Source organism: Pseudomonas sp. PVC-3-1 (assembly GCF_057444315.1).
The window spans coordinates 1,242,153-1,263,404 of the sequence record NZ_CM172023.1; the positions used below are offsets into that span (position 1 = coordinate 1,242,153).

General features: G+C 64.7%; 20 protein-coding genes. 14 read left to right on the plus strand and 6 right to left on the minus strand.

Translation table 11 applies throughout. From position 1 onward, the window contains the following. Positions 1-127: 127 nt before the first annotated feature. Positions 128-802, plus strand: a complete 675-nt coding sequence (gene radC / locus AC2T4A_RS05890) for a RadC family protein (RefSeq protein ID WP_486742903.1) — start codon at positions 128-130, stop codon at positions 800-802. Between the two features lie 4 nt (positions 803-806). Here the strand turns inward: radC and AC2T4A_RS05895 are convergent, their stop codons facing one another. Beyond that, on the minus strand, positions 807-2,378 hold the full coding sequence (locus AC2T4A_RS05895; protein ID WP_486742904.1) for an ABC transporter substrate-binding protein: 1,572 nt from the start codon (positions 2,376-2,378) through the stop codon (positions 807-809). Between the two features lie 365 nt (positions 2,379-2,743). Here AC2T4A_RS05895 and rpmB point away from each other — a divergent pair, with 365 nt between their 5' ends. Then, entirely contained in the window at positions 2,744-2,980 is a 237-nt protein-coding gene (gene rpmB / locus AC2T4A_RS05900; RefSeq protein WP_015479545.1) for a 50S ribosomal protein L28, read from the plus strand. 12 nt (positions 2,981-2,992) lie between these two features. Next, positions 2,993-3,148, plus strand: a complete 156-nt coding sequence (rpmG, locus tag AC2T4A_RS05905) for a 50S ribosomal protein L33 (RefSeq protein ID WP_017520721.1) — start codon at positions 2,993-2,995, stop codon at positions 3,146-3,148. A gap of 113 nt (positions 3,149-3,261) precedes the next feature. On the opposite strand, the gene AC2T4A_RS05910 is transcribed toward rpmG, so the two are convergent. Next, complete coding sequence (locus tag AC2T4A_RS05910; protein ID WP_024762072.1) at positions 3,262-3,624, minus strand: cupin domain-containing protein; 363 nt, start codon at positions 3,622-3,624, stop codon at positions 3,262-3,264. A 300-nt stretch (positions 3,625-3,924) separates the two neighbouring features. Here AC2T4A_RS05910 and AC2T4A_RS05915 point away from each other — a divergent pair, with 300 nt between their 5' ends. Beyond that, positions 3,925-5,418 (plus strand): aldehyde dehydrogenase, encoded by a 1,494-nt coding sequence (locus AC2T4A_RS05915; RefSeq protein ID WP_416748744.1) that lies wholly within the window; start codon positions 3,925-3,927, stop codon positions 5,416-5,418. A gap of 158 nt (positions 5,419-5,576) precedes the next feature. Beyond that, positions 5,577-6,746 (plus strand): MFS transporter, encoded by a 1,170-nt coding sequence (locus AC2T4A_RS05920; protein ID WP_478377628.1) that lies wholly within the window; start codon positions 5,577-5,579, stop codon positions 6,744-6,746. Here AC2T4A_RS05920 and AC2T4A_RS05925 read toward each other — a convergent pair. The 3 genes from AC2T4A_RS05925 to dadR all read right to left on the minus strand — a co-directional run bounded on the left by AC2T4A_RS05925 (position 6,743) and on the right by dadR (position 10,338). Beyond that, positions 6,743-8,296: a phospholipase D family protein gene (locus AC2T4A_RS05925; protein ID WP_478377629.1), complete on the minus strand. Its 1,554-nt coding sequence runs from the start codon at positions 8,294-8,296 to the stop codon at positions 6,743-6,745. The two genes, AC2T4A_RS05920 and AC2T4A_RS05925, sit on opposite strands and share 4 nt — an antisense overlap. A 68-nt stretch (positions 8,297-8,364) precedes the next feature. Further along, complete coding sequence (locus AC2T4A_RS05930) at positions 8,365-9,684, minus strand: NAD(P)/FAD-dependent oxidoreductase (protein WP_416748750.1); 1,320 nt, start codon at positions 9,682-9,684, stop codon at positions 8,365-8,367. A 165-nt stretch (positions 9,685-9,849) separates the two neighbouring features. Next, the gene (dadR, locus tag AC2T4A_RS05935) at positions 9,850-10,338 is read right to left on the minus strand and encodes a transcriptional regulator DadR (protein ID WP_015479539.1); all 489 of its coding nucleotides are present in this window, start codon (positions 10,336-10,338) and stop codon (positions 9,850-9,852) included. 172 nt (positions 10,339-10,510) lie between these two features. On the opposite strand from dadR, the gene AC2T4A_RS05940 reads away from it, so the two are divergent. From AC2T4A_RS05940 to AC2T4A_RS05980, 9 genes are all read left to right on the plus strand, one after another. After that, positions 10,511-13,075 carry an intermembrane phospholipid transport YdbH family protein gene (locus AC2T4A_RS05940; RefSeq protein ID WP_486742905.1) on the plus strand — a complete coding sequence of 855 codons (2,565 nt, stop codon included), beginning with the start codon at positions 10,511-10,513 and terminating at the stop codon, positions 13,073-13,075. A gap of 17 nt (positions 13,076-13,092) precedes the next feature. Next, on the plus strand, positions 13,093-13,284 hold the full coding sequence (locus tag AC2T4A_RS05945) for a YnbE family lipoprotein (protein ID WP_024762075.1): 192 nt from the start codon (positions 13,093-13,095) through the stop codon (positions 13,282-13,284). 15 nt (positions 13,285-13,299) lie between these two features. Continuing rightward, positions 13,300-13,644, plus strand: a complete 345-nt coding sequence (locus tag AC2T4A_RS05950; RefSeq protein ID WP_416748754.1) for a YdbL family probable chaperone protein — start codon at positions 13,300-13,302, stop codon at positions 13,642-13,644. A gap of 361 nt (positions 13,645-14,005) precedes the next feature. Next, positions 14,006-15,301 carry a D-amino acid dehydrogenase gene (gene dadA, locus AC2T4A_RS05955; RefSeq protein ID WP_239745978.1) on the plus strand — a complete coding sequence of 432 codons (1,296 nt, stop codon included), beginning with the start codon at positions 14,006-14,008 and terminating at the stop codon, positions 15,299-15,301. Beyond that, entirely contained in the window at positions 15,276-15,629 is a 354-nt protein-coding gene (locus AC2T4A_RS05960; RefSeq protein ID WP_416748756.1) for a RidA family protein, read from the plus strand. The genes dadA and AC2T4A_RS05960 overlap by 26 nt, the downstream gene beginning before the upstream one ends. Positions 15,630-15,709: 80 nt before the next feature. Further along, positions 15,710-16,789, plus strand: a complete 1,080-nt coding sequence (gene alr, locus AC2T4A_RS05965) for an alanine racemase (RefSeq protein WP_416748758.1) — start codon at positions 15,710-15,712, stop codon at positions 16,787-16,789. Positions 16,790-17,092: 303 nt separating this feature from the next. Continuing rightward, positions 17,093-17,641, plus strand: a complete 549-nt coding sequence (locus AC2T4A_RS05970; protein WP_416748760.1) for a cupin domain-containing protein — start codon at positions 17,093-17,095, stop codon at positions 17,639-17,641. 172 nt (positions 17,642-17,813) lie between these two features. Further along, positions 17,814-18,242, plus strand: a complete 429-nt coding sequence (locus AC2T4A_RS05975) for a c-type cytochrome (RefSeq protein ID WP_416748762.1) — start codon at positions 17,814-17,816, stop codon at positions 18,240-18,242. Between the two features lie 198 nt (positions 18,243-18,440). Then, positions 18,441-20,282 carry an acetyl-CoA hydrolase/transferase C-terminal domain-containing protein gene (locus AC2T4A_RS05980; RefSeq protein WP_486743652.1) on the plus strand — a complete coding sequence of 614 codons (1,842 nt, stop codon included), beginning with the start codon at positions 18,441-18,443 and terminating at the stop codon, positions 20,280-20,282. A gap of 217 nt (positions 20,283-20,499) precedes the next feature. Here AC2T4A_RS05980 and AC2T4A_RS05985 read toward each other — a convergent pair whose 3' ends face one another. Continuing rightward, on the minus strand, positions 20,500-21,075 hold the full coding sequence (locus AC2T4A_RS05985; RefSeq protein WP_184596606.1) for a xanthine phosphoribosyltransferase: 576 nt from the start codon (positions 21,073-21,075) through the stop codon (positions 20,500-20,502). Positions 21,076-21,252 lie beyond the last annotated feature (177 nt).

The window sequence follows — 21,252 nt, forward strand, 5'->3', positions numbered from 1 at the left end:
TACGGAAATGGATGACGCGCGCTGAAGCCGATGACGCCTCCCCAGGCCTCCGGCTGCGCGCAGCGAGGGGGCTAAGATAGCACAGCGCCTGCGTGGGAACAGCGGGCGGGCAAGACCTGGAGATCCCTTGAGCATTCGTGACTGGCCCGCGGCGGAACGCCCGCGGGAAAAGCTCCTCGAGCGCGGCGCGGCGAGCCTGAGTGACGCCGAGTTACTCGCCATCTTCCTGCGCACCGGCGTGGTCGGCTGCAGTGCCGTCGACCTGGCCCGACGCCTGCTGAGTGAGTTCGGCAGCCTGCGCGCCTTGCTGGAGGCCGACCTCGATTCCTTCTGCAGCCACCTGGGCCTGGGCGTCGCCAAGTTCGTGCAGCTTCAGGCCGTTCTGGAGATCGCCCAGCGTCACCTGGCCGAGCAGATCAGCCGCAATTCCGCGCTGGAAAGCCCCCAAGCCGTGCGCGACTTTCTCAAGGCGCGGCTGCGCCATGAGCCCCATGAGGTCTTCGCCTGCCTGTTCCTCGACAGCCGCCATCGGGTGCTGGGTTTCGAAGTGCTGTTCCACGGCTCCATCGACAGCGCCAGCGTCCATCCCCGGCAGATCGTCAAGCGCGCCCTGGCGTACAACGCGGCCGCGCTGATCCTCACGCACAACCATCCTTCAGGCATCTGCGAGCCGAGTCATTCCGATCGCCTGCTGACCCGGCGCATCGTCGACGCGCTGGCGCTGATCGACGTGCGCGTTCTGGATCACTTCATCGTCGGTGACGGCGAGCCGCAATCAATGGCCGAGCTGGGGATGCTGTAGCGCGCTACAGCTGTACCTTCGAGAAGTCCTGGCGGCCAAAGGGGTTTACCACGTAGCCCTTGACGTTCTGGCGGGTCAGCGCCGAGGCGGTCGGGTGCGCCAGCGGCAGCCACAGCGCCTGGTCGTGGATGATCTGCTGGGCCTGGTGGTACAGCGCGCTGCGCTTGCTCTGGTCGGCGACCGCCTTGCCCTGGCTGATCAGGCTGTCGAGCTTCTCGTCGCAATAACGGGCGAAGTTGAGGCCGGACTTCACGCTGGCGCAGGAGAATTGAGGGGTGAGGAAGTTGTCCGGGTCGCCGTTGTCGCCGGCCCAGCCCATGAACAGCAGGTCATGCTCGCCGGCCTTGGCGCGGCGGATCAGCTCGCCCCATTCGATCACGCGGATCTCGGCCTGGATGCCGACCTGCGCTAGGTCCGCCTGCAGCAGTTGCGCGCCAACACTGGGGTTGGGGTTGAGCAGGCTGCCGGAGGGGCGAGTCCAGATGGTGGTCTTGAAGCCGTCCTTGTGCCCCGCCTCGGCCAGCAGCGCGCGGGCCTTGTCCAGGTCGCGGAGGTAGCCTTGGACGTCCTTGGCGTAGCTCCAGGTGTTGGGCGGGTAGACGCCGTCGGCAGCAGTGGCGCTGCCGGCGAACACGCTCTTGAGGTAGGTGCCCTTGTCGAAGGCGAGGTTGATCGCCTGGCGCACCTTGGGGTTGTCCAGCGGCGGATGCTGGCTGTTGATGCCGACGAAGGCGGTCATGAAGGCTGGGGTCTGCTCGACCTTGAGGTCGGCGCTCTTGGTCGCGGCCTCGACGTCCAGGGGCTTGGGCGACAGGGCGATCTGGCATTCGCCGCGCTTGAGCTTCTGCAGTCGCACGCTGGCGTCCGGGGTGATGGCGAACACCAGGTTATCCACAGCCGGCTTGCCGCCGAAGTACGCGGTGTTGGCGGCGTAGCGCACCACGGCATCCTTCTGGAAGCGCTTGAAGACGAAGGGCCCAGTACCGATCGGCTGGGCGTTGAGTTTCTCCGGGGTACCGGCCTTCATCAACTGGTCGGCGTACTCGGCGGAGTAGATGGAGGCGAAGCCCATGCTGAGCATCGCCAGGAAGGTCGCGTCCGGGTGGTTGAGGGTGAAGCGCACATGGTGCTCATCGACTTTCTCCACGGCCTTTACCAGGCTCGGCAACTGCATCGACTGGGCATGGGGGAAGCCGCTCTGCGCAACCTTGTGCCAGGGCTGGGCCGGGTCGAGCATGCGCTGGAAGCTGAATACCACGTCGTCGGCGGCAAGCGCGCGGTTGGGCTTGAAGTAGTCGGTGTGGTGGAAGGCCACGCCGTCGCGCAGCTGGAAGTCATAGGTCAGGCCGTCATCGGAGACCTTCCAGCTTTCGGCCAGGCTGGGCACCACGGCGCCCTTTGCTGCGTCGAAGTCCACCAGGCGGTTCATCAGTACGTCGGCCGAGGCGTTAGTGGTGGTCAGCGAGTTGTACTGGACCACATCGAAGCCTTCAGGGCTGGCCTCGGTGCACACGCTCAGCGAAGCGGCGCTGGCGAGGGCGGGGGAAAGAAGGAGGGCGAGAAGGGCAAGACGCATGACGAACTCCGTGTGAGCTGGCAAGATGCCCATCCGCGATGGCTGGGCGGGTCATGCAAGGCTGTTGGCAACCTCGAAGGAGCTACCCTAGACCAAGCCGCCGCCCGTCACAACGATGACAGGCGACGAACGGCACCAGCGCCGCGGCCCACGGGGGCTGGCGTCGGCTTTTCCGAGTCATGCTTTCCCTTGCAGCGGGAAGTGACTTTCTGATATAAAGCTGCGCTCTTTTCTGGGGCCCTGCCTGATCCTGCGACTCGATCGCGGCGAAGCGGCAGTTAAGACCCCGGTGAAACTGAGAATCCTATTGAGTTAAGCAGCCAACCCATGCCGGGTTTGGCATGTGGTTTACAGAGGGCTGAGCCATGTCGAGAGTTTGCCAAGTGACCGGTAAGGGTCCGGTTACCGGGAACAACATTTCCCACGCACACAACAAAACCCGTCGCCGTTTCCTGCCGAACCTGCAGCACCACCGTTTCTGGGTTGAATCCGAGAAGCGCTTCGTGCGTCTGCGCGTTTCCGCCAAAGGCATGCGTATCATCGACAAGCGTGGTATCGAGGCCGTTCTGAACGACCTGCGCACCCGCGGCGAAAAATTCTAAGGAGCTGCAGTCATGCGCGAACTGATCCGTTTGGTGTCCAGCGCCGGTACCGGCCACTTCTACACCACCGACAAGAACAAGCGTACCAAGCCTGAGAAAATCGAGATCAAGAAATACGATCCGGTTGTTCGCAAGCACGTGATCTACAAGGAAGCCAAGATCAAGTAATTGATCTTCGCCCTTGTGAAGAAACCCGCCCTCGTGGCGGGTTTTTTCTTGCCTGGAGAAAGCTCCAGGCGAAAAAAAGCCCGCCGATCGGCGGGCTTTTCATGTTCGGTGGATCAGGCCTTCTGCTCGAAGATCACGTAGACCTTGCGGCAGGGCTCCAGCACTTCCCAGGTGCCGCTGAAGCCGGCCGGGATGACGAAGCGGTCGCCGACGCGCACGGTCTTGGCACCGCCATTGGCGTCACGGATCACCGAAACGCCCTGGAGAATCTCGCAGTACTCGTGCTCGGTGTAGCTGACATTCCAGTGGCCCGGCTCGCCTTCCCAGATGCCCACATTGAACTGACCGCAGTCGCTGGCGTAGTGGTTGCGCACGTTCTGCGCCGGGTCGCCCTTGATGATGCGGTCCGGGGCGGGGCGGTAGTGTTCGGGGGCGGTGGTGGCCTGGGCGAAATCGACGATCTGCTCGACGTTCATGGCGGTCTCGGTTCTTTAGAGTTGTTGGCGAGAGTGCGTGCGGGCACGCGCAGCGCTGTTGGTTATTTACTCCGAAGCGGCTGTCGGAAAACCATCAGCCGACGAATCAGGGCAGTCTATGTTTAATAAAACGAACGTGACAAGGCCATTTGGCCGCTTAGTGTAAAAAATATTGAAAATTGACGGCCTCCGGTTTAGGGTTGCCAACAGCATGCGTTTGCTCCGCCTTGCGGAATTTTTGACAGCGCGCCCGTCGGGCGCCTGCACCTGATAAGTACATTAATAAGAGGACACGTTGTCATGGGTACCCTCACTCGCGCCGATTGGGAAGCTCGCGCCAAGGACCTGCAGATCGAAGGCCGCGCCTTCGTCAACGGTGAATACGTCGACGCCGCATCCGGCGCCACCTTCGATTGCATCAGCCCTGTGGATGGCCGCTTCCTGGCCAAGGTCGCCAGTTGCGACCTCGCCGATGCCGAAAGTGCCGTGCAGGTCGCCCGTGCCGCCTTCGATTCCGGCGTCTGGTCGCGCCTGGCCCCGGCCAAGCGCAAGAAGGTCATGATCCGCTTCTCCGAGCTGCTGCTGGAGAACGCCGAGGAACTGGCCCTGCTGGAAACCCTCGACATGGGCAAGCCGATCAGCGACTCGCTGAGCATCGACGTGTCCAGCGCCGCCAACAGCCTGCGCTGGAGCGGTGAAGCGATCGACAAGATCTACGACGAAGTGGCCGCCACCGCCCACAACGAACTGGGCCTGGTGACCCGCGAGCCGGTCGGCGTCGTTGCTGCCATCGTGCCGTGGAACTTCCCGCTGCTGATGACCTGCTGGAAACTCGGCCCGGCGCTGTCCACCGGTAACTCGGTGATCCTCAAGCCCTCCGAGAAGTCCCCGCTGACCGGCATCCGTATCGCCCAGCTGGCCATCGAGGCCGGCATTCCGAAAGGCGTTTTCAACGTCCTGCCGGGCTTCGGCCACACCGTAGGCAAGGCCCTGGCCCTGCACATGGACGTCGATACCCTGGTGTTCACCGGTTCGACCAAGATCGCCAAGCAGCTGATGATCTACGCGGGCGAGTCCAACATGAAGCGCGTCTGGCTGGAAGCCGGCGGCAAAAGCCCGAACATCGTCTTCGCTGACGCTCCGGACCTGAAAGCCGCCGCCGAAGCCGCCGCCAGCGCCATCGCCTTCAACCAGGGCGAAGTCTGCACCGCCGGCTCGCGCCTGCTGGTGGAGAAGTCGATCAAGGCCGAGTTCGTGCCGATGGTCGTCGAAGCCATCAAGGCGTGGAAACCGGGCAACCCGCTGGACCCGGAAACCAACGTTGGTGCGCTGGTCGACACCACCCAGATGAACAACGTGCTGAGCTACATCCAGGCTGGCCACGATGACGGCGCCAAGCTGGTCGCCGGCGGCAAGCGCACCCTGGAAGAGACCGGCGGCACCTACGTCGAGCCGACCATCTTCGACGGCGTGACCAACGCCATGCGCATCGCCCGTGAAGAGATCTTCGGCCCGGTGCTGTCGGTCATCGAGTTCACCGATGCCGAAGAAGCCGTGCGCATCGCCAACGACACTCCGTACGGCCTGGCCGCCGCGGTGTGGACCAGCGATCTGTCCAAGGCCCACCTGACCGCCAAGGCGCTGCGCGCCGGCAGCGTGTGGGTGAACCAGTACGACGGCGGCGACATGACCGCTCCGTTCGGTGGCTTCAAGCAGTCCGGCAACGGCCGCGACAAGTCGCTGCACGCGTTCGACAAATACACCGAGCTGAAAGCCACCTGGATCAAACTCTGATCCTAGGCTGAAGCAGGTCGGCCCCGATCCAGGGGCCGGCTCTGACAAAGAGCCACACCCGCGGCCGGGTTTCCCTCAGGGAAACCCGGCCGCTGTGCATTGCGCATCGGGCACCCCTCGCGCCTGGCGTGCGCTCCGGATGGAACGGGAGAAAGACAATGCGTTGGGGTCCTTATTTTGCTGTGTGTGCTGCCGTGATCAGCATCGGCCTGGCCCTGGGCCTGACCATGCCGCTGGTTTCTCTGCGTCTGGAGGGCTGGGGTTACGGTAATTTCGCCATCGGCGTCATGGCATCCACGCCTGCGGTGGGCGTGCTGCTGGGCGCGATGATTGCTGGCCGCCTCGCCGCGCGGGTCGGCACGCCGCTGCTGATGCGCATCTGCCTGATTTCCGGGGCCTTCTCGGTCGGCCTGCTGGCGCTGCTGCAGAGCTATCCGGTCTGGCTGATCCTGCGTCTGCTGATCGGTGTCCAGCTGACCGTGGTGTTCATCCTCGGAGAGAGCTGGATCAATCAGCTGGCCATCGAAAAATGGCGCGGCCGCCTGGTCGCCCTGTATGGCACCGGCTACGCACTGAGCCAGCTGTCCGGCCCGGTGCTGCTGACTTTCATCGGCACCGCCGACAACCGTGGCTTCTGGTTCAGCGTCTGCCTGCTGGTGGGTGGCTCCCTGTTGCTGCTCGGCCGCACTGGCGCGCCCAAGGTCGACCCGCACAGTGCCAACGGACGCGGACTGTTCAGCTTCTGCGCCCAGCTCCCGGCAATCGCCTGGGCGGTGGTGCTGTTCGCCGGCTTCGAGGCAATGATCCTCACCCTGCTGCCGGTCTACGGCGTTCAGCAGGGCTTCACCCAGGCCGTGGCGTTGGCGATGGTCAGCACCGTGGTGGTCGGTGATGCGTTGCTGCAACTGCCCATCGGCTGGCTGGCCGACCGCATCTCGCGGCAGACGCTGTTCAAGGGCTGCGGCATCGTATTGTTCCTCAGCAGTCTGGCCATGCCGCCGCTGTTGCACCACGCTGCCATCTGGCCGGTGCTGGTGCTGTTCGGCGCCAGTGCGGGCGGGCTGTTCACCCTGTCGCTCATCCTCATTGGTGAGCGCTATCGGGATGACGCACTGGTCCGCGCCAACTCGCACATCGCCCAGCTCTGGGGCATCGGTTGCCTGATCGGGCCGCTGGCCACGGGGGCCGCCAGCCAGTGGATCAGCGGCCATGCGCTGCCGCTGGTGATGGCGCTGGGTGCAGCCGGTTTTGTCGTGCTGGTGTCCTATCGCGGGCTGCCGCCAGTGATTCAGGCCACCGACGCCGAGCTGCAGCAGGAGCGCTCCTAGAGCATCTTCTCCAGCCCGATGGCGCCGGCAATCCACGCGTTGAGCCGGCGCCAGGCGTTGCCCGGCTCACGGTCCAGCGCCACCAGCTTGCCGCCGCGCTCCTCGATCCAGACCAGCTTGGGCGGATCGCTGTTGGGTGCGACTTTCACCTGGTAGCTGACGCTCGGCGACATACTGGCCAGCGCCAGGCGGCGCACCTCGTCGGCCAGCTCCGGGCTATCGACGATGATGCCGACCTCGGTGTTCCACAGCACCGAGCGTGGGTCGAAGTTCAGCGATCCGACGAACACTTTTTGCTGGTCGAACACCGCCGCCTTGCTGTGCAGGCTGGCGCTGCTCGAGCCGCGCACCATCCACGGCGCCCCGGACAGGCGCTGGTCCGGATCGGCGCGCAGCTCGTAGAGCTTCACTCCGTGCTCCAGCAGCTCCAGCCGATAGGGCGCGTAGCCGGCATGCACGGCGGGTACGTCGGTGGCCTCCAGTGAGTTGGTCAGCAGGCGCACGCTGACCCCGCTATCGGCGCGCTGGGTCAGGTAATCCACCCCGGCGCTGGTCGGCACGAAGTAGGCCGAGACCAGGATCAGTTCCTTCGATACGCCGTCGAACAGCGGCTGCAACTGGGTGCTGAGCAACTGCTCTCCCTTCGGATCGCCCTGGTCGAGCACCTTCAATGGCGTATCCCAGACTGCCTTGCCCGGCGCCCAGACGAGGCCGTCCAGCCAGTTCTGCAGGTGCGGGCGGTCGCTGCTGCGGTTCAGTCGGGCGATGTAGCTGGAGCTCTTCACCCGCTCTTTCGCCAGGTAGTGGTCCAGCTTGCGGCGCATGCGGCTGAGCTCGTCGAGGTCCGGCTCGCTCCACAGGTAGTCCTCGATGGGCCGGCTGATACGGCTGTTCCAGTATTGGTCGAAGCTCTGCCCCAGCGACTGTGCCACCGGGCCGACGCCCATCAGGTCGAGGTCGCTGAAGTTCATCTCGGCCTTGGCATCGAAGTACTCGTCGCCCAGGTTGCGGCCGCCGACGATAGCCACGCTGTTGTCCGCCAGCAGCAGTTTGTTGTGCATCCGCCGGTGCTGCTCGGAGAGGTTGAACAGCCGCCCGAGGTTGCGCGTGACGCCGGTACTGCGGCCAAGGTGCAGCGGGTTGAACAGGCGCACCTGGATATTCGGGTGGGCGGCCAGGGTGCCCAGTTCGTAGTCCCAGCCGTCGCTACTGGTGTCGTCGATCAGGATGCGCACGCGCACTCCGCGGTCCGCCGCGTGCAGCAATTCGCGGATCAGGGCGCGGGTGGTGAGGCCGTCATGGACGATGTAGTACTGGATGTCGAGACTGCGCTGGGCCTTGCGGATCAGCTCGGCGCGGGCGAGGAAGGCATCGACGCTGGAGGCCAGCAGGTGGAAGCCGGATTGGCCGGGATGCGCCGCGGCCTGTTCGCTGATCTGGTTGTCCAGCCGGGTGCCCTGCACTGGCAGCACGTGCGAAGGCTCGGGCGGCGGCGCGCTGGCGCAGCCACCCAGGGCCAGCAGGATCAGCAGGAGCAGGCGTGGAAGCAAAGGGAGTCTCCGACAAGCCCGCCGGTGACGGGCTGCGGGAGATTCTAGCCGCTGGAACGCAGCGGTGGTCAGCCGCCGAGGGTTTCCTTGAAACGGTACCAGGCCATGCCCAGGGCCAGCAGCGGCGAGCGCAGCAGCTTGCCGCCGGGGAAGGTGATATGCGGCACTTTGGCGAACAACTCGAAGCCGCTGCCCTGCTGGCCGGTGATGGCTTCGGCGAGCAGCTTGCCGGCCAGGTGCGTGGCGTTCACCCCATGCCCGGCATAGGCCTGGGCGAAGTACACGTTGTTCTGGTCGGGCAGGCGGCCGATCTGCGGCAGGCGGTTGGCGCCGATGCCGATCATGCCGCCCCACTGGTAGTCGATGCGCACGTTTTCCAGATGCGGGAACACCTTGAGCATCTTCGGTCGCATGTAGGCGGCAATATCCGCCGGGTCGCGCCCGGAGTAGTGGCAGGCGCCGCCAAACAGCAGGCGGTTGTCGGCGGAGAGTCGGTAATAGTCCAGCGCCACACGCTGATCGCACACCGCCATGTTCTGCGGCAGCAGGGCATGGGCCTGCTCGGCAGACAGCGGCTGCGTGGCGATCACGTAGCTGCCGGCGGGCAGCACCTTGCCGTCCAGGTAGTTGTTCAGGCCGTTCTGGTAGGCATTGCAGGCGATCACCAGGGTCTTCGCGCGCACGCTGCCCTTGGCGGTGCGCACGCGCACTTCGCTGCCGTAGTCGATGCCGGTGACGGCTGAGTTCTCGAATAGCTTTACGCCCAGGCTCTGCGCCGCTGCGGCTTCGCCGAGGGCGAGGTTGAGCGGGTGCAGGTGGCCGGAGCCCATGTCTACCAAGCCGCCGACATACTGGTCGGAGCCGACGATGGAGCGCATTTCCTCTTTCGGGATCATGCGCAGTTCGTGGCGATAGCCGAGGCTTTTCAGTTCGTCGAAATCTTCCTGGAAGCCTTCGACGTCCGAGGGCTTGTTGGCCAGGTCGCAGTAGCCCCAGGTCAGGTCGCAGTCGATGGAGTATTGAGCGACGCGGCGGCGGACGATTTCTACCGCCTCCAGGCCCATCAGCTTCATGGCGTGGACGCCGTCGGCGCCGACGACCGGCTCGAATTGCTCAAGACCATGGCCGACGCCGCGGATCAACTGGCCGCCGTTGCGCCCACTGGCGCCCCAGCCGATCTGGTGGGCTTCCAGCAGGATCACCGAGAGCCCGCGCTCGGCCAGTTCGATGGCCGTGTTCAGCCCGGAGAAGCCACCGCCGATGACGCACACGTCTGCCTTTTCCTCGCCGGCCAGGGGCGGTACTTCGAGGCGGCGGTTGACGCTCGCGGCGTAGTAGGACGGGGCGTGGCGGTCGGTGTGTACCGGCTGGTGAACGCGGGCGTTCATGTGCGATATCCTGATTTTTGTGTTGTTAAAATTTTACGCAGGATAAACGCCGACTTCCCGCGCAGCCAATAGCCTTGGCCGCAAAAAGCGCCGGGAAGTCGCAAATAAATCGGATGAGCCTGCCGCGAACGGCGGGGAATCAGTCGGGCTTTTTAGTCCGGCTGTTTAGTCGGGGATGGGCAGCGTGAGGCTTTCCTTCACCTCTTCCATCACGATGTAGCTCTTGGATTCGCGCACGTGGGGCAGCTTGAGCAGGATGTCGCCCAGCAGCTTGCGGTAGGAGGCCATCTCGGAGATGCGCGCCTTCACCAGGTAGTCGAAGTGACCCGACACCAGGTGGCACTCCAGCACGTGGGGCAGCTTGAGCACCGAGCGGCGGAAGTCCTCGAAGGTATCGCCGGACTTGTAGTCCAGGCTGATCTCGACGAACACCAGCAGGCTGGCCTTGAGGTATTGCGGGTTCAGCCGGGCGTTGTAGCCCATGATGATGCCTTCGCGCTCCAGCCGGCGCACGCGCTCGGTGCACGGCGTGGTGGAGAGGCCGACGCGCTCGCCCAGTTCGGTGAAGGAGATGCGGCCTTCCTCCTGCAGGATGCGCAGGATGTTGCGGTCGATCTTGTCCAGTTCGCGGCGGCTTTGATGCTGGGTTCTCATGGGAAGGACTCTGAAGTCGAGCAATGAGCTTGGGGGAATGTCGGCAATATAGTCGGTTGTGTAGGGAATATCACTGGCATCCCTTGAACTTCCCGCGCCGGACGGCCAGCCTGTAGGCCAGCGCTTCGCCCTTTCCGGCCGAAGACGGTCGTTTATTCGCAGAGGCTTCGGCATGTCGTTTCCCCGCCTGCGCACCGCTCTCCTGCTGCTGTTGCTGCTTCTGGCACTGGCGGTGGGTGCCGCGTGGCTGGCGGTTCCGCGGCTGCTGGCGAATGCCGGGGTGAGCATCGAGCAGTGGCAGGGCCTGGGCATCTCGCGCCAGGGGCTGACCCTGGATCGACTGGCCATCCAGCGCCAGACGGCGGACAGTGCGCGCCTGGCGATCCAGTTGCAGGACCTGCGCGTCGGTTGGCCCGAACATGAAGACGGGCGTTGGCGGCTCAAGGAGCTGGCCGCCGTCAGCATCGACGTACGCCAGTGGCCAGGGCAGGGCGCGCCGGAAGAAGACGCCGCGCTGCCGGACATCGCCCAGCTCAACCGCTGGCTGGCCCTGCTGCCCGGTCGGCTGGCGCTGGAGCACGTCGTCGTCGAATTGCCCTGCGCCCGCGAGCAGCGCTGCACCCTCAACGGCAGTGCCCACTGGCAGCAGATCCAGGGCGGCGCGGCGGCGTTGGGCGGAGAGTTGCGCCAGGGTGGCCAGCAACTCGCGTTCAACGGCCTTCTGCAACCTGGGGAAGGCCAGTGGCGCCTGCAGCTGGACAGTTTCCTAAACAACGAGCAACTGCTCTCTCTGAATTCCAGTTGGGCGCCCGCCAGCCGCCAGCTCAGTGGCAGTATCGCCAGCCCCGCCGTGCCGCCGGTGCAGGCGGTGCGCAACTGGCTGGGGATGTGGCTGCCGACGCCGAACCTGCCATTGCCCATCCCCGAAGCCGGGCGCCTGCGCCTGAGCTGGGACACGCAGTTGGGCGGAGACGCTGCCTGGCCGGATTGGCCGGGCCTGCGCGATGGCCGTGGCAGCGTCGATCTGTCTCTGCAACTGCCGCAGCCCTGGCCGCTGCCGGGTCTTGGCAGCTTGCAAGGCGACCTGCGGCTGATCGCCAGCGCCGCGGATATCGGTTGGCGGCCCTCGGTGGTCAGCGGCGACCTGCGCTTGTCCGATCTCTACGGCGACTGGCTGCAGGCGCTGCCGGTCGGCCTGCGCCCGGCGCGCCTCACGCTGCACCTGGAGCCCGGTGTCGATGACGAAGCCGGCAGTGTGCGTGCCGATCTGCACGCCGTGGGCGCCGCCGACCTGCGCCTGCGTTCCCGCGTGGCGTTGCTGGAGGCGACGCCGCTGGCGTTGCAACTCCACGACGCACGGCTGGAAGGGAAAGTGCCTCACCTGGAACTGGCCAGCCTGCGCGGTGGCAACAGCCGCCTCGACCTGCGCTTCGACGGCCGCATTGATCAGCAGTCGGCAAGTTTCAGCGTTGCCGATGGCGCGCAGTTGCAGATCGGCACGCTGACCGGCCCTCAGTCGCTCAAGGCCAGCAAGGTTGCTGCCACCCTGGGCAAAGGCACGCTGAACCTGGGCTACGCCAGCGAAACGCCCGCCACCCTGCAACTGAACGCGCCGATAAAGCTGGCCGTTGGCGAACTGCGCCAGCCCCACATCAAGCCGCTCTCGTGGAATGCCATGGGGACGCTGGCGGCAAGCCTCGATACCCAGCAGTTCAAGGGTCGACTGCTGAACGCTGGTGGGCTGAATGCCGAAGTCGATCTCAGTCAGTCGGCGAAACAGGGTGTCGCCCTGGTTGCGCGCCAGCCGGAGTTCTTCCTGCGTACCGGCAATCCGCTGGAAAAGTCCCTCGGCGACTGGCCCGGCCTGCTCAGCCTGAACAATGGCAAGGCGAGCTTCGACCTGAACTGGCGCCTACCGCCGGGCACCGCGCCGCAGAGCCTCGACCTGAACCTGCGCGGCAGCGGGCTGGAGGGCGTCTATGACCGCAGCGAGGTGCACGGCCTCGACTTGCAGGCGACGTTTGCGCTGAAAGGCTCACAGATGGAGCTGCAGTTGCCCCAGGTGAAGATCGCCTCGCTCAACCCCGGCGTGATCCTGGGGCCGCTGTCGCTACAGGGCAATTACAAGGGCTCGCTGGACGCGCCGCTGGCTGGGAGATTCGACTGGCAGCAGGCTGAGCTAGGCATGTTCAACGGCCGCGCCTGGCTGCCGCCGGGCACCGTGGATCTTTCCGCACGCCGCGATGGTCTTACCCTGAAGCTGGAAGGGCTGGCGCTGGAGGCTATCCTGGCGGCGTATCCGGCGGAAGGGCTGTCCGGCAATGGCATCATCGACGGCAACCTGCCGCTGGGGCTGCACGAGGGCAAGCTGGTCATCCACGGCGGTGAAGTGGCGGCGCGCCAACCGGGCGTGCTGCAGTTCCGCTCGCCGAAGATCCAGTCGCTGGGCCAGAGCAACCCGGCCATGCAACTGGTGGCCACCGCCATCGACGACTTCCGCTACGACAAGCTGAGCAGCCGCGTGGATTATGATGAATCCGGCAAGCTGCTCCTCGCCCTGAGCCTGAGCGGGCGCAACCCCGCGCTGGAACAGGGGCGGCCGATCAACCTCAACGTCAACCTGGAGGAGAACGTGCCCAAGCTGCTCACCAGCCTGCAACTGAGCGACCGGGTCAGCGACACTATCCGCAAGCGCGTGCAGGAACGCCTGCGCAACGACCCGGCCGCCGCGCCCTGACCGCAAGGAGAACCCCGATGCGCCTTCGCGCCGTTTTGCCCTTCCTGCTCCTGGCGGGCGTCGTCCAGGGCTGCACCCCTACCGTGCAGCTCGCCGCGCCCAAGGAGCCAATCAACATCAACCTCAACGTGAAGATCGAGCACGAGATCTATATCAAGGTCGACAAGGCGCTTGATGGCATCATCAACGAGAACAGCGGCCTGTTCTGAAGAAAGGAGCCTTTCATGAAACTGCACTTCAAGCTGGGTGCCGCGCTGGTTGCTTTTTGCCTGAGCCTGCCGGTCATGGCCATGAGCCTGGAGCAGGCGATGTCCGCCCTGGGCGGCGCCAAATCCCAGGGCCTGGTCGGCGAGCAGACCGACGGCTACCTGGGCGTCGTGAAGAATGGCGGCGACGCCTCCGATATCGCCGCACAAATCAACGCCGCGCGCCGTGCCGAGTACCAGAAGGTCGCCAGCCAGAGCGGCGCCACCCTCAAGGACGTGGAATCCCTGGCCGGCAAGAAGGCCATCGAGCGCACGCCTTCGGGGCAGTATGTGCAGGTCAACGGCCAGTGGGTGCGTAAGTAAGCACGCCAAGGGGATTTCCCTGCTCGCCGCCAGCTCAGGAGGCTCGCACCGGGTGCTGCGGTGAGAGCAGGTAATTCCCGCTGGGGGTTGGGTTGGCGCGAGAAGTTCTGGCCAATCCCGTGCTGTTCGCTATTTACTCTGGATCTGGTGAAATATTCGCCAGATCCTCGACCATCCGGTCTCGGGTTCAATTGGCGTTATCCTGGTGGATGTCCCTCCGTGAAAGCGACTTTTGCCAGGAATTTTCGTCAAATACCGCATCGCAATCAGTGAATATCGCTGAGCCTGACTTCCTATACTGCGCGCATCTACGTTCAGAATAAGAAACGTCCGCGCCCCTGGCGCGACGTAGGAGGCAAAGATGCGCGTTCTGGTGCTTGGCAGCGGTGTGATCGGTACCGCCAGTGCTTACTATCTCGCCCGTGCCGGCTTCGAAGTGGTCGTCGTCGACCGCCAGCCCGGCCCGGCCCTGGAAACCAGCTTCGCCAACGCCGGCCAGGTGTCCCCTGGCTACGCCTCGCCCTGGGCCGCCCCGGGCATCCCGCTCAAGGCCATGAAATGGCTGATGCAGACCCACGCTCCCCTGGCCATCAAGCTGACCGGCGATCCCAGCCAGTACAGCTGGATGTGGCAGATGCTGCGCAACTGCAACGCCAAGAGCTACGCGGTGAACAAGGAGCGCATGGTGCGCCTGTCCGAGTACAGCCGTGACTGCCTCGATGAGCTGCGCGCCGAGACCGGCATCACCTACGAAGGCCGCTCCCTGGGCACCACCCAGCTGTTCCGCACCCAGGCGCAACTGGACTCCGCCGCCAAGGACATCGCCGTTCTGGAAAGCACCGGCGTTCCCTATGAAGTGCTCGACCGCGCCGGCATCGCCCGCGTCGAGCCGGCCCTGGCCAAGGTGGCCGACAAGCTGGTCGGCGCCCTGCGCCTGCCTAACGACCAGACCGGCGACTGCCAGATGTTCACCACCAAACTGGCCGAGATGGCCAAGGCCCTGGGCGTGGAATTCCGCTTCGGCCAGGACATCCAGCGCCTGGACTTCGCCGGCGACCGCATCAACGGCGTCTGGGTCGATGGCCAACTGGTCACCGCCGACCGCTACGTGCTCGCGCTGGGCAGCTACTCGCCGCAGATGCTCAAGCCGCTGGGCATCGACGCTCCGGTCTACCCGCTCAAGGGCTACTCGCTGACCGTGCCGATCACCAACCCGGACATGGCGCCGACCTCGACCATTCTCGACGAGACCTACAAGGTCGCGATCACCCGCTTCGACCAGCGTATCCGCGTCGGCGGCATGGCGGAAATCGCCGGCTTCGACCTGTCGCTGAACCCGCGTCGCCGCGCCACCCTGGAAATGATCACCACCGACCTCTACCCGGAAGGCGGCGATGTCAGCCAGGCGGAGTTCTGGACCGGCCTGCGCCCGGCCACCCCGGACGGCACGCCGATCGTCGGCGCCACCCGCTACCGCAACCTGTTCCTCAACACGGGCCACGGGACCCTGGGCTGGACCATGGCGTGCGGCTCGGGTCGCTACCTCGCCGACCTGATGGCCAAGAAGCGTCCGCAGATCAGCACCGAAGGCCTCGACATCTCCCGCTACGGTTCCACCTCGGAGGCCCAGAATGGCCATCCAGCGCCTGCACACTAACCAGCGGATGAGCCAGGTCGTCATCCACAATGGCACGGTGTACCTCGCCGGCCAGGTGGCAGATGACCTCTCCGCCGGTGTCGAACAGCAGACCCGCGAAGTCCTTGCCAGCGTCGAGCGCCTGCTCGAAGAAGCCGGCACCGACAAGTCACGGGTGCTCTCGGCAACCATCTACCTGAAGGATGTCGCCGCCGACTTCGCCGGCATGAACGGCGTCTGGGACCAGTGGGTCCCGCAGGGCTGCGCCCCGGCGCGCGCCACCGTCCAGGCGGCGTTGTGCTACCCGGAGATCCTCGTCGAGGTCTCCATCGTCGCCGCATTGCCCTGATCGTTTTGCGTGGCCCGGCCGGAGCGCCGGGTTTTTTTCGTCTGCAGTTTTGTACCAGTTGATAAAAAGAGAGCCTCGCCATGCGTCCCGCCCGTGCCCTGATCGATCTCGCCGCCCTGCGCCACAACTACCGCCTGGCCCGTGAAGTCACCGGCGCCCGAGCGCTGGCGGTGGTCAAGGCCGATGCTTACGGCCATGGCGCCGTCGTCTGCGCCCGCGCACTGGAAGGCGAGGCCGACGGTTTCGCCGTGGCCTGCATCGAGGAGGCGCTGGAGCTGCGCGAAGCCGGCATCCGCGCGCCGATCCTGCTGCTCGAAGGCTTCTTCGAAGCCAATGAACTGGAACTGATCGATGCCCATGACTTCTGGTGCGTGGTGCATTCGGCCTGGCAACTGGAGGCCATCGAGCGTGCCCGCCCGAGCAAGCCGCTGACCGTCTGGTTGAAGATGGACTCGGGTATGCACCGCGTCGGCTTCTTCCCCCAGGACTACGCCGCTGCGCTGGCGCGCCTGAAGGCGCTGCCCCACGTGGCCAAGGTCGTGCTGATGAGCCACTTCTCCCGCGCCGACGAACTGGACTGCTCACGCACCGAAGAGCAGGTCGCCGCCTTCCAGGCCGTGCGTGAGGCCGCGGGCCAGGGTCATGAGATCAGCCTGCGCAACTCTCCCGGCATCCTCGGTTGGTCCGAAGTGCCCAGCGACTGGGTGCGCCCTGGCATCATGCTCTACGGCGCCACTCCGTTCGAACAGGCGCACACGCTGGCCGACCAACTGCGCCCGGTGATGACCCTGGAGTCGAAGGTCATCAGCATCCGCGAACTGCCGGCCGGCGAGCCGGTGGGCTATGGTGCGCGCTTCATCGCCGACCGCCCGGTGCGAGTCGGCGTGGTCGCCATGGGTTACGCCGACGGCTATCCGCGCCACGCGCCGGACGGCACGCCGGTATTCATCGACGGCAAGCTCAGCCGTATCATCGGCCGCGTGTCCATGGACATGCTCACCGTGGACCTGACGGATCTGCCGACCGCGGGCCTGGGCAGCCGCGTCGAACTCTGGGGCCCGAACGTCCCTGCCAGCCAACTGGCTTCCCTGTGCGGCAGCATTCCTTACCAGTTGTTCTGCAACCTCAAGCGCGTCCCGCGGGTCTATAGCGGCGAGTGACGGATACCGCCCGTAAAGTTTGCGCAGGATCGGCGGGCGATCTGTTGTAAATACTGAACGGTGTTGCCATGATACGTGGCACTTGGAACCCGCTCGGCTCAAGCCGTTGCGGGTTCTGCCTTTCAGAGCCTGTTTTTGATCTCGCGAGCTAGAGCAGAACAAGGCGAAAGTGGCTGAGGGAGCGGAATTTACGTCAGTAAATGAGCATCCCGAAGGCGCTTTCAACGCAGTGATGCCGACGCGCAGCCGATCAAAGACAGGTTCTTGAGCCTGCCTGATACAAAAATAAGGAGGACCCCACCCTTGGACGTCGGTGCTCGTCTGCAAGCCATCCGTAAGCTCAAAGGTTTGTCCCAGCGCGAACTCGCCAAACGGGCGGGTGTGACCAACAGCACAATCTCGATGATCGAGAAGAACAGCGTCAGCCCCTCCATCAGCTCGCTGAAGAAAGTGCTGGGTGGTATTCCGATGTCCCTGGTCGAGTTCTTTTCCCTCGATCTTGAGCAGAGCAGCAACACCCCTGTGGTCTACAAGGCAGACGAACTCAGCGACCTGTCCAGTGGCTCGATCATCATGAAGCTGATCGGCAAGGACTACCCCAGTCGCGCCATCACCTTGCTCGACGAGACCTATCCGCCGGGCTCCGACACCGGTGACGACATGTACGCCCACGAAGGCGAAGAGACCGGCGTGCTGGTCGAAGGCCGCCTGGAGCTGACCGTCGGCGACGAGACATTCGTCCTCGAATGTGGTGACAGCTACTATTTCGACAGCACCAAGCCGCACCGCTTCCGCAATCCATTCGAAACCCAGGCACGGCTGATCAGCGCGACCACACCGGCAAATTTTTGAACAGCCGGTAGGACCGGCCAGATCAGCTGCGACCTAATGCCGCAAAGGCCGGCTAGGTGGCGCAATTGTTTCGAGCTTCCCGGCTTTGCCGTTATACTTGCGCCCGCTCGCGCGGCCCGAGACTGTGACTGCACCGCGACCGGGCGTGATAAGCCACGATGAGGGTGAAAGGGTGAACCTGATTAGAAAAATCCTGGCAGCCCAAGCTGCCGTACTGGCCCTGTGGGCAGTGAGCGTTCAGGCCGCGACCAACGATGATGCCATTGCCAAGCGTCTCGAACCTGTCGGCAAAGTCTGCGTCCAGGGCAAGGAATGCGAAGGCGTTGGCGCCGTAGCAGCTGCCGGTGGTGGCGGTGCTCCGCGTTCGGGCGAAGAAATTGTCGGCAAGGTCTGCACCACTTGCCACGGCAGCGGTCTGCTGGGCGCGCCGAAAGTCGGTGACAAGGCTGACTGGGGCAAGCGCGCGAAAGAGCAGGGCGGTATCGACGGCCTGCTGGCCAAGGCCATCTCGGGTATCAACGCCATGCCGCCCAAGGGCACTTGCGCTGATTGCTCCGATGACGAGCTGAAAGCTGCGATTCACCACATGTCCGGCCTGTAACAGCCGACCTGTGCGAAAAAGCCGCCCAAGGGCGGCTTTTTCATGCCCGCGATTTGTCACCGGGTGAGTCGCGGGAGCAACTTTTGCGTAAAGCCGGTCCAAACTCCTGTCGTTGAAACGAACCAGGAGGGATGCCCGGTGCAATCCTGCTCGATCGAAACTGCCGTCGAACACCTGCTGCAGCGCCTGGACGGGCACATCCGCCTTGGCCTGCCGCTGGGGCTTGGCAAACCCAACCAGTTGGCCAACGCGCTGTACCGGCACATCCGCGAGAACCCGCGTCGCCAGCTCACGCTCTACACCGCGCTATCCCTGGGCCGACCTCAGGCCGGCGGCGAATTGCAAAGGCGCTTCCTCGAGCCCTTCGTCGCGCGCATCTACGGTGACTATCCCGAGCTGGACTACCTGCACGATCTGCGCAGCGGCAGCCTGCCGGATAACATCCGCGTCGAGGAGTTCTATCTGCAGCCCGGCAGCCTGCTCGACAGCGCCCCGGCGCAGCAGAACTACATCAGTTGCAATTACAGCCATGTGGCGCGGGACATCAACGCCAAAGGCGTCAACGCCGTTGCCCAACTGGTGGCCCGCGATCCGGCACGGCCGGGCAAGCTGAGCCTGGCCTGCAACCCGGACATCACCCTCGACCTGCTGCCGATGCTCCAGCGCCGCCGCGCGGCGGGCGAAACCATCGTCACCATCGGCGTGGTCCACGACCAGTTGCCTTACATGCCCGGCGACGCCGAGGTGGACGAGGATTTCTTCGACCTGCTGGTCGACGCGCCGGGAGACAGCAGCACGCTCTTCTCCACGCCCAACCTGCCGGTGGGCCTGCAGGACCATTGCATCGGTCTGCACGCCAGCGCCCTGGTGCGCGACGGCGGCACGCTGCAGATCGGCATCGGCTCCATGGGCGACGCCCTGACCTCGGCACTGCTCACCCGCCAGCGCGACAACGATGGCTATCGCGCGCTGCTCGACAGCCTCGACTCCGCCGCCCGTCATGCTGAGCTGATCGAGCGCGACGGCGGTCTCGCCGCCTTCGAACAGGGCCTGTACGGCTGCAGTGAAATGTTCGTGCCCGGTCTGCTGGCGCTGGCCGAGGCTGGAGTGTTGAGCCGGCGGGTCGCGGCGCGGTCGGGATCGTCCCCCACCGAACCGGGTGTCTGGCTGCACGGGGGATTCTTCCTCGGACCGCAGGCTTTCTACCGCAAGTTGCGCGAGATGCCCCGCGAACAACTGGCCGGTATCGGCATGACTGGCATCGGCTTCGTCAACAACCTCTACCGTGATGAAGAGCTCAAGCGTGAGCAACGCCGCGAGGCGCGCTTCATCAACAGTGCCTTCACCGTCACCCTGCTGGGTGCCGGCGTGGCCGACCAGTTGGAGGACGGCCGGGTACTCAGCGGCGTCGGCGGGCAATACAACTTCGTTGCCCAGGCCCACGAACTGGAAGGCGGGCGCTCCATCCTGATGCTGCGCAGCTGGCGCGAATCCGAGGGCGAGCTGAGCTCCAACATTGTCTGGAGCTACGGGCACACCACCATCCCGCGGCACCTGCGCGACATGGTGGTGACCGAGTATGGTGTTGCCGACCTGCGCGGCAAGAACGACGCTGAAGTGATCGCCGCCCTGCTGGCCATCGCCGACTCGCGCTTCCAGGACGAGTTGCTTGCCCAGGCCCGGGACGCTGGCAAGCTGCCGAAGAATTTCGAGTTGGACCCGCGTTACCGCAACAACACCCCGCAACGACTGCGCGAAGCAACCCACGGGTTGCGCAAGCTGCTGCCGGAATTCCCGCTGGGCAGCGACTTCACCGAGCATGAGCGCGACCTCCTGCGGGCCTTGGGCTGGCTCAAGAGCAAGCTGAAGCTCAGCGAGATTCTCGAGCTGGGCAAGGCGACGCTGGATGCTCCGGAGCCGGAGACCTTCCCGGAGCACCTGGAGCGGATGGGGCTCGCGAAACCAGAGGGGTTGCGCGAGGAGTTGTATCAGCGGTTGGTCCTGGCTGGCCTGAAAGCCAGCGCGGGGCCGGAACTGTAGGAGCGAGCTTGCTCGCGAACCGCACGGTACCGTCAACACCCTGCAGAGCTTCGCGAGCGAGCTCGCTCCTACAGGGCATGCCGGTTGCGTGGGGCGCATAACGCGCCAGCATTATTCGCCGCAAAGGCTACGTTGGAGCTCCGTTCGTGAAAGCCAGCGAGCAGGCATGAAAAAGGCGGGCCCTGTCGGTGCCCGCCTTTTTTCGTGCAGCGCTGGATCAGTCTTCGAGGAACTCGACCTGACCATTGGCCAGCGACTTCACGCGGGCCAGGGATTCCACGCGGTAGCCTTCACTTTCCAGCAGGGCGCGGCCTTCCTGGAAGGATTTCTCGATGACGATACCCAGGCCTGCAACGCTGGCGCCCGCCTGCTGGATCAGGTCGATCAGCGCCTTGGCGGCATGGCCGTTGGCGAGGAAGTCATCCACCACCAGCACGTGGTCGGCGGCGGTCAGATGCTTGGCGGAAATGGCAATGGTGCTTTCGGTCTGCTTGGTGAAGGAGAAGACCTTGGAGATCAGCAGGTCGTTCTTCAGCGTCAGCGACTGGAACTTGCGGGCGAAGATCACCGGGATGCCCAGTTCGAGGCCGGCCATGACCGCCGGGGCGATGCCCGAGGCTTCGATGGTGACGATCTTGGTGATGCCCTGGTTCTTGAAGCGTTCGGCGAACTCGTGGCCGATCTGCTTCATCAGCGCCGGGTCGATCTGGTGGTTGAGGAAGGCGTCTACCTTGAGGACCTGTTCGGAGAGAACGATGCCTTCGCTGCGAATTTTGTCTTTGAGAGTGTTCACGGGGGTGCTTCCGGAGCGGCTGTCGCTGATGAAGCGCGTAATTCTACAACGCCATTGGCCCTCTGCGCGACGTTCCGACCAATGCAATTGCTGATCGAATGGACAGTTTTTCGATGGGCGGCCGCGCGTGATCCCGGTGCGATGCCTTTCTGTAGGAGCGAGCTTGTTCGCGAACCG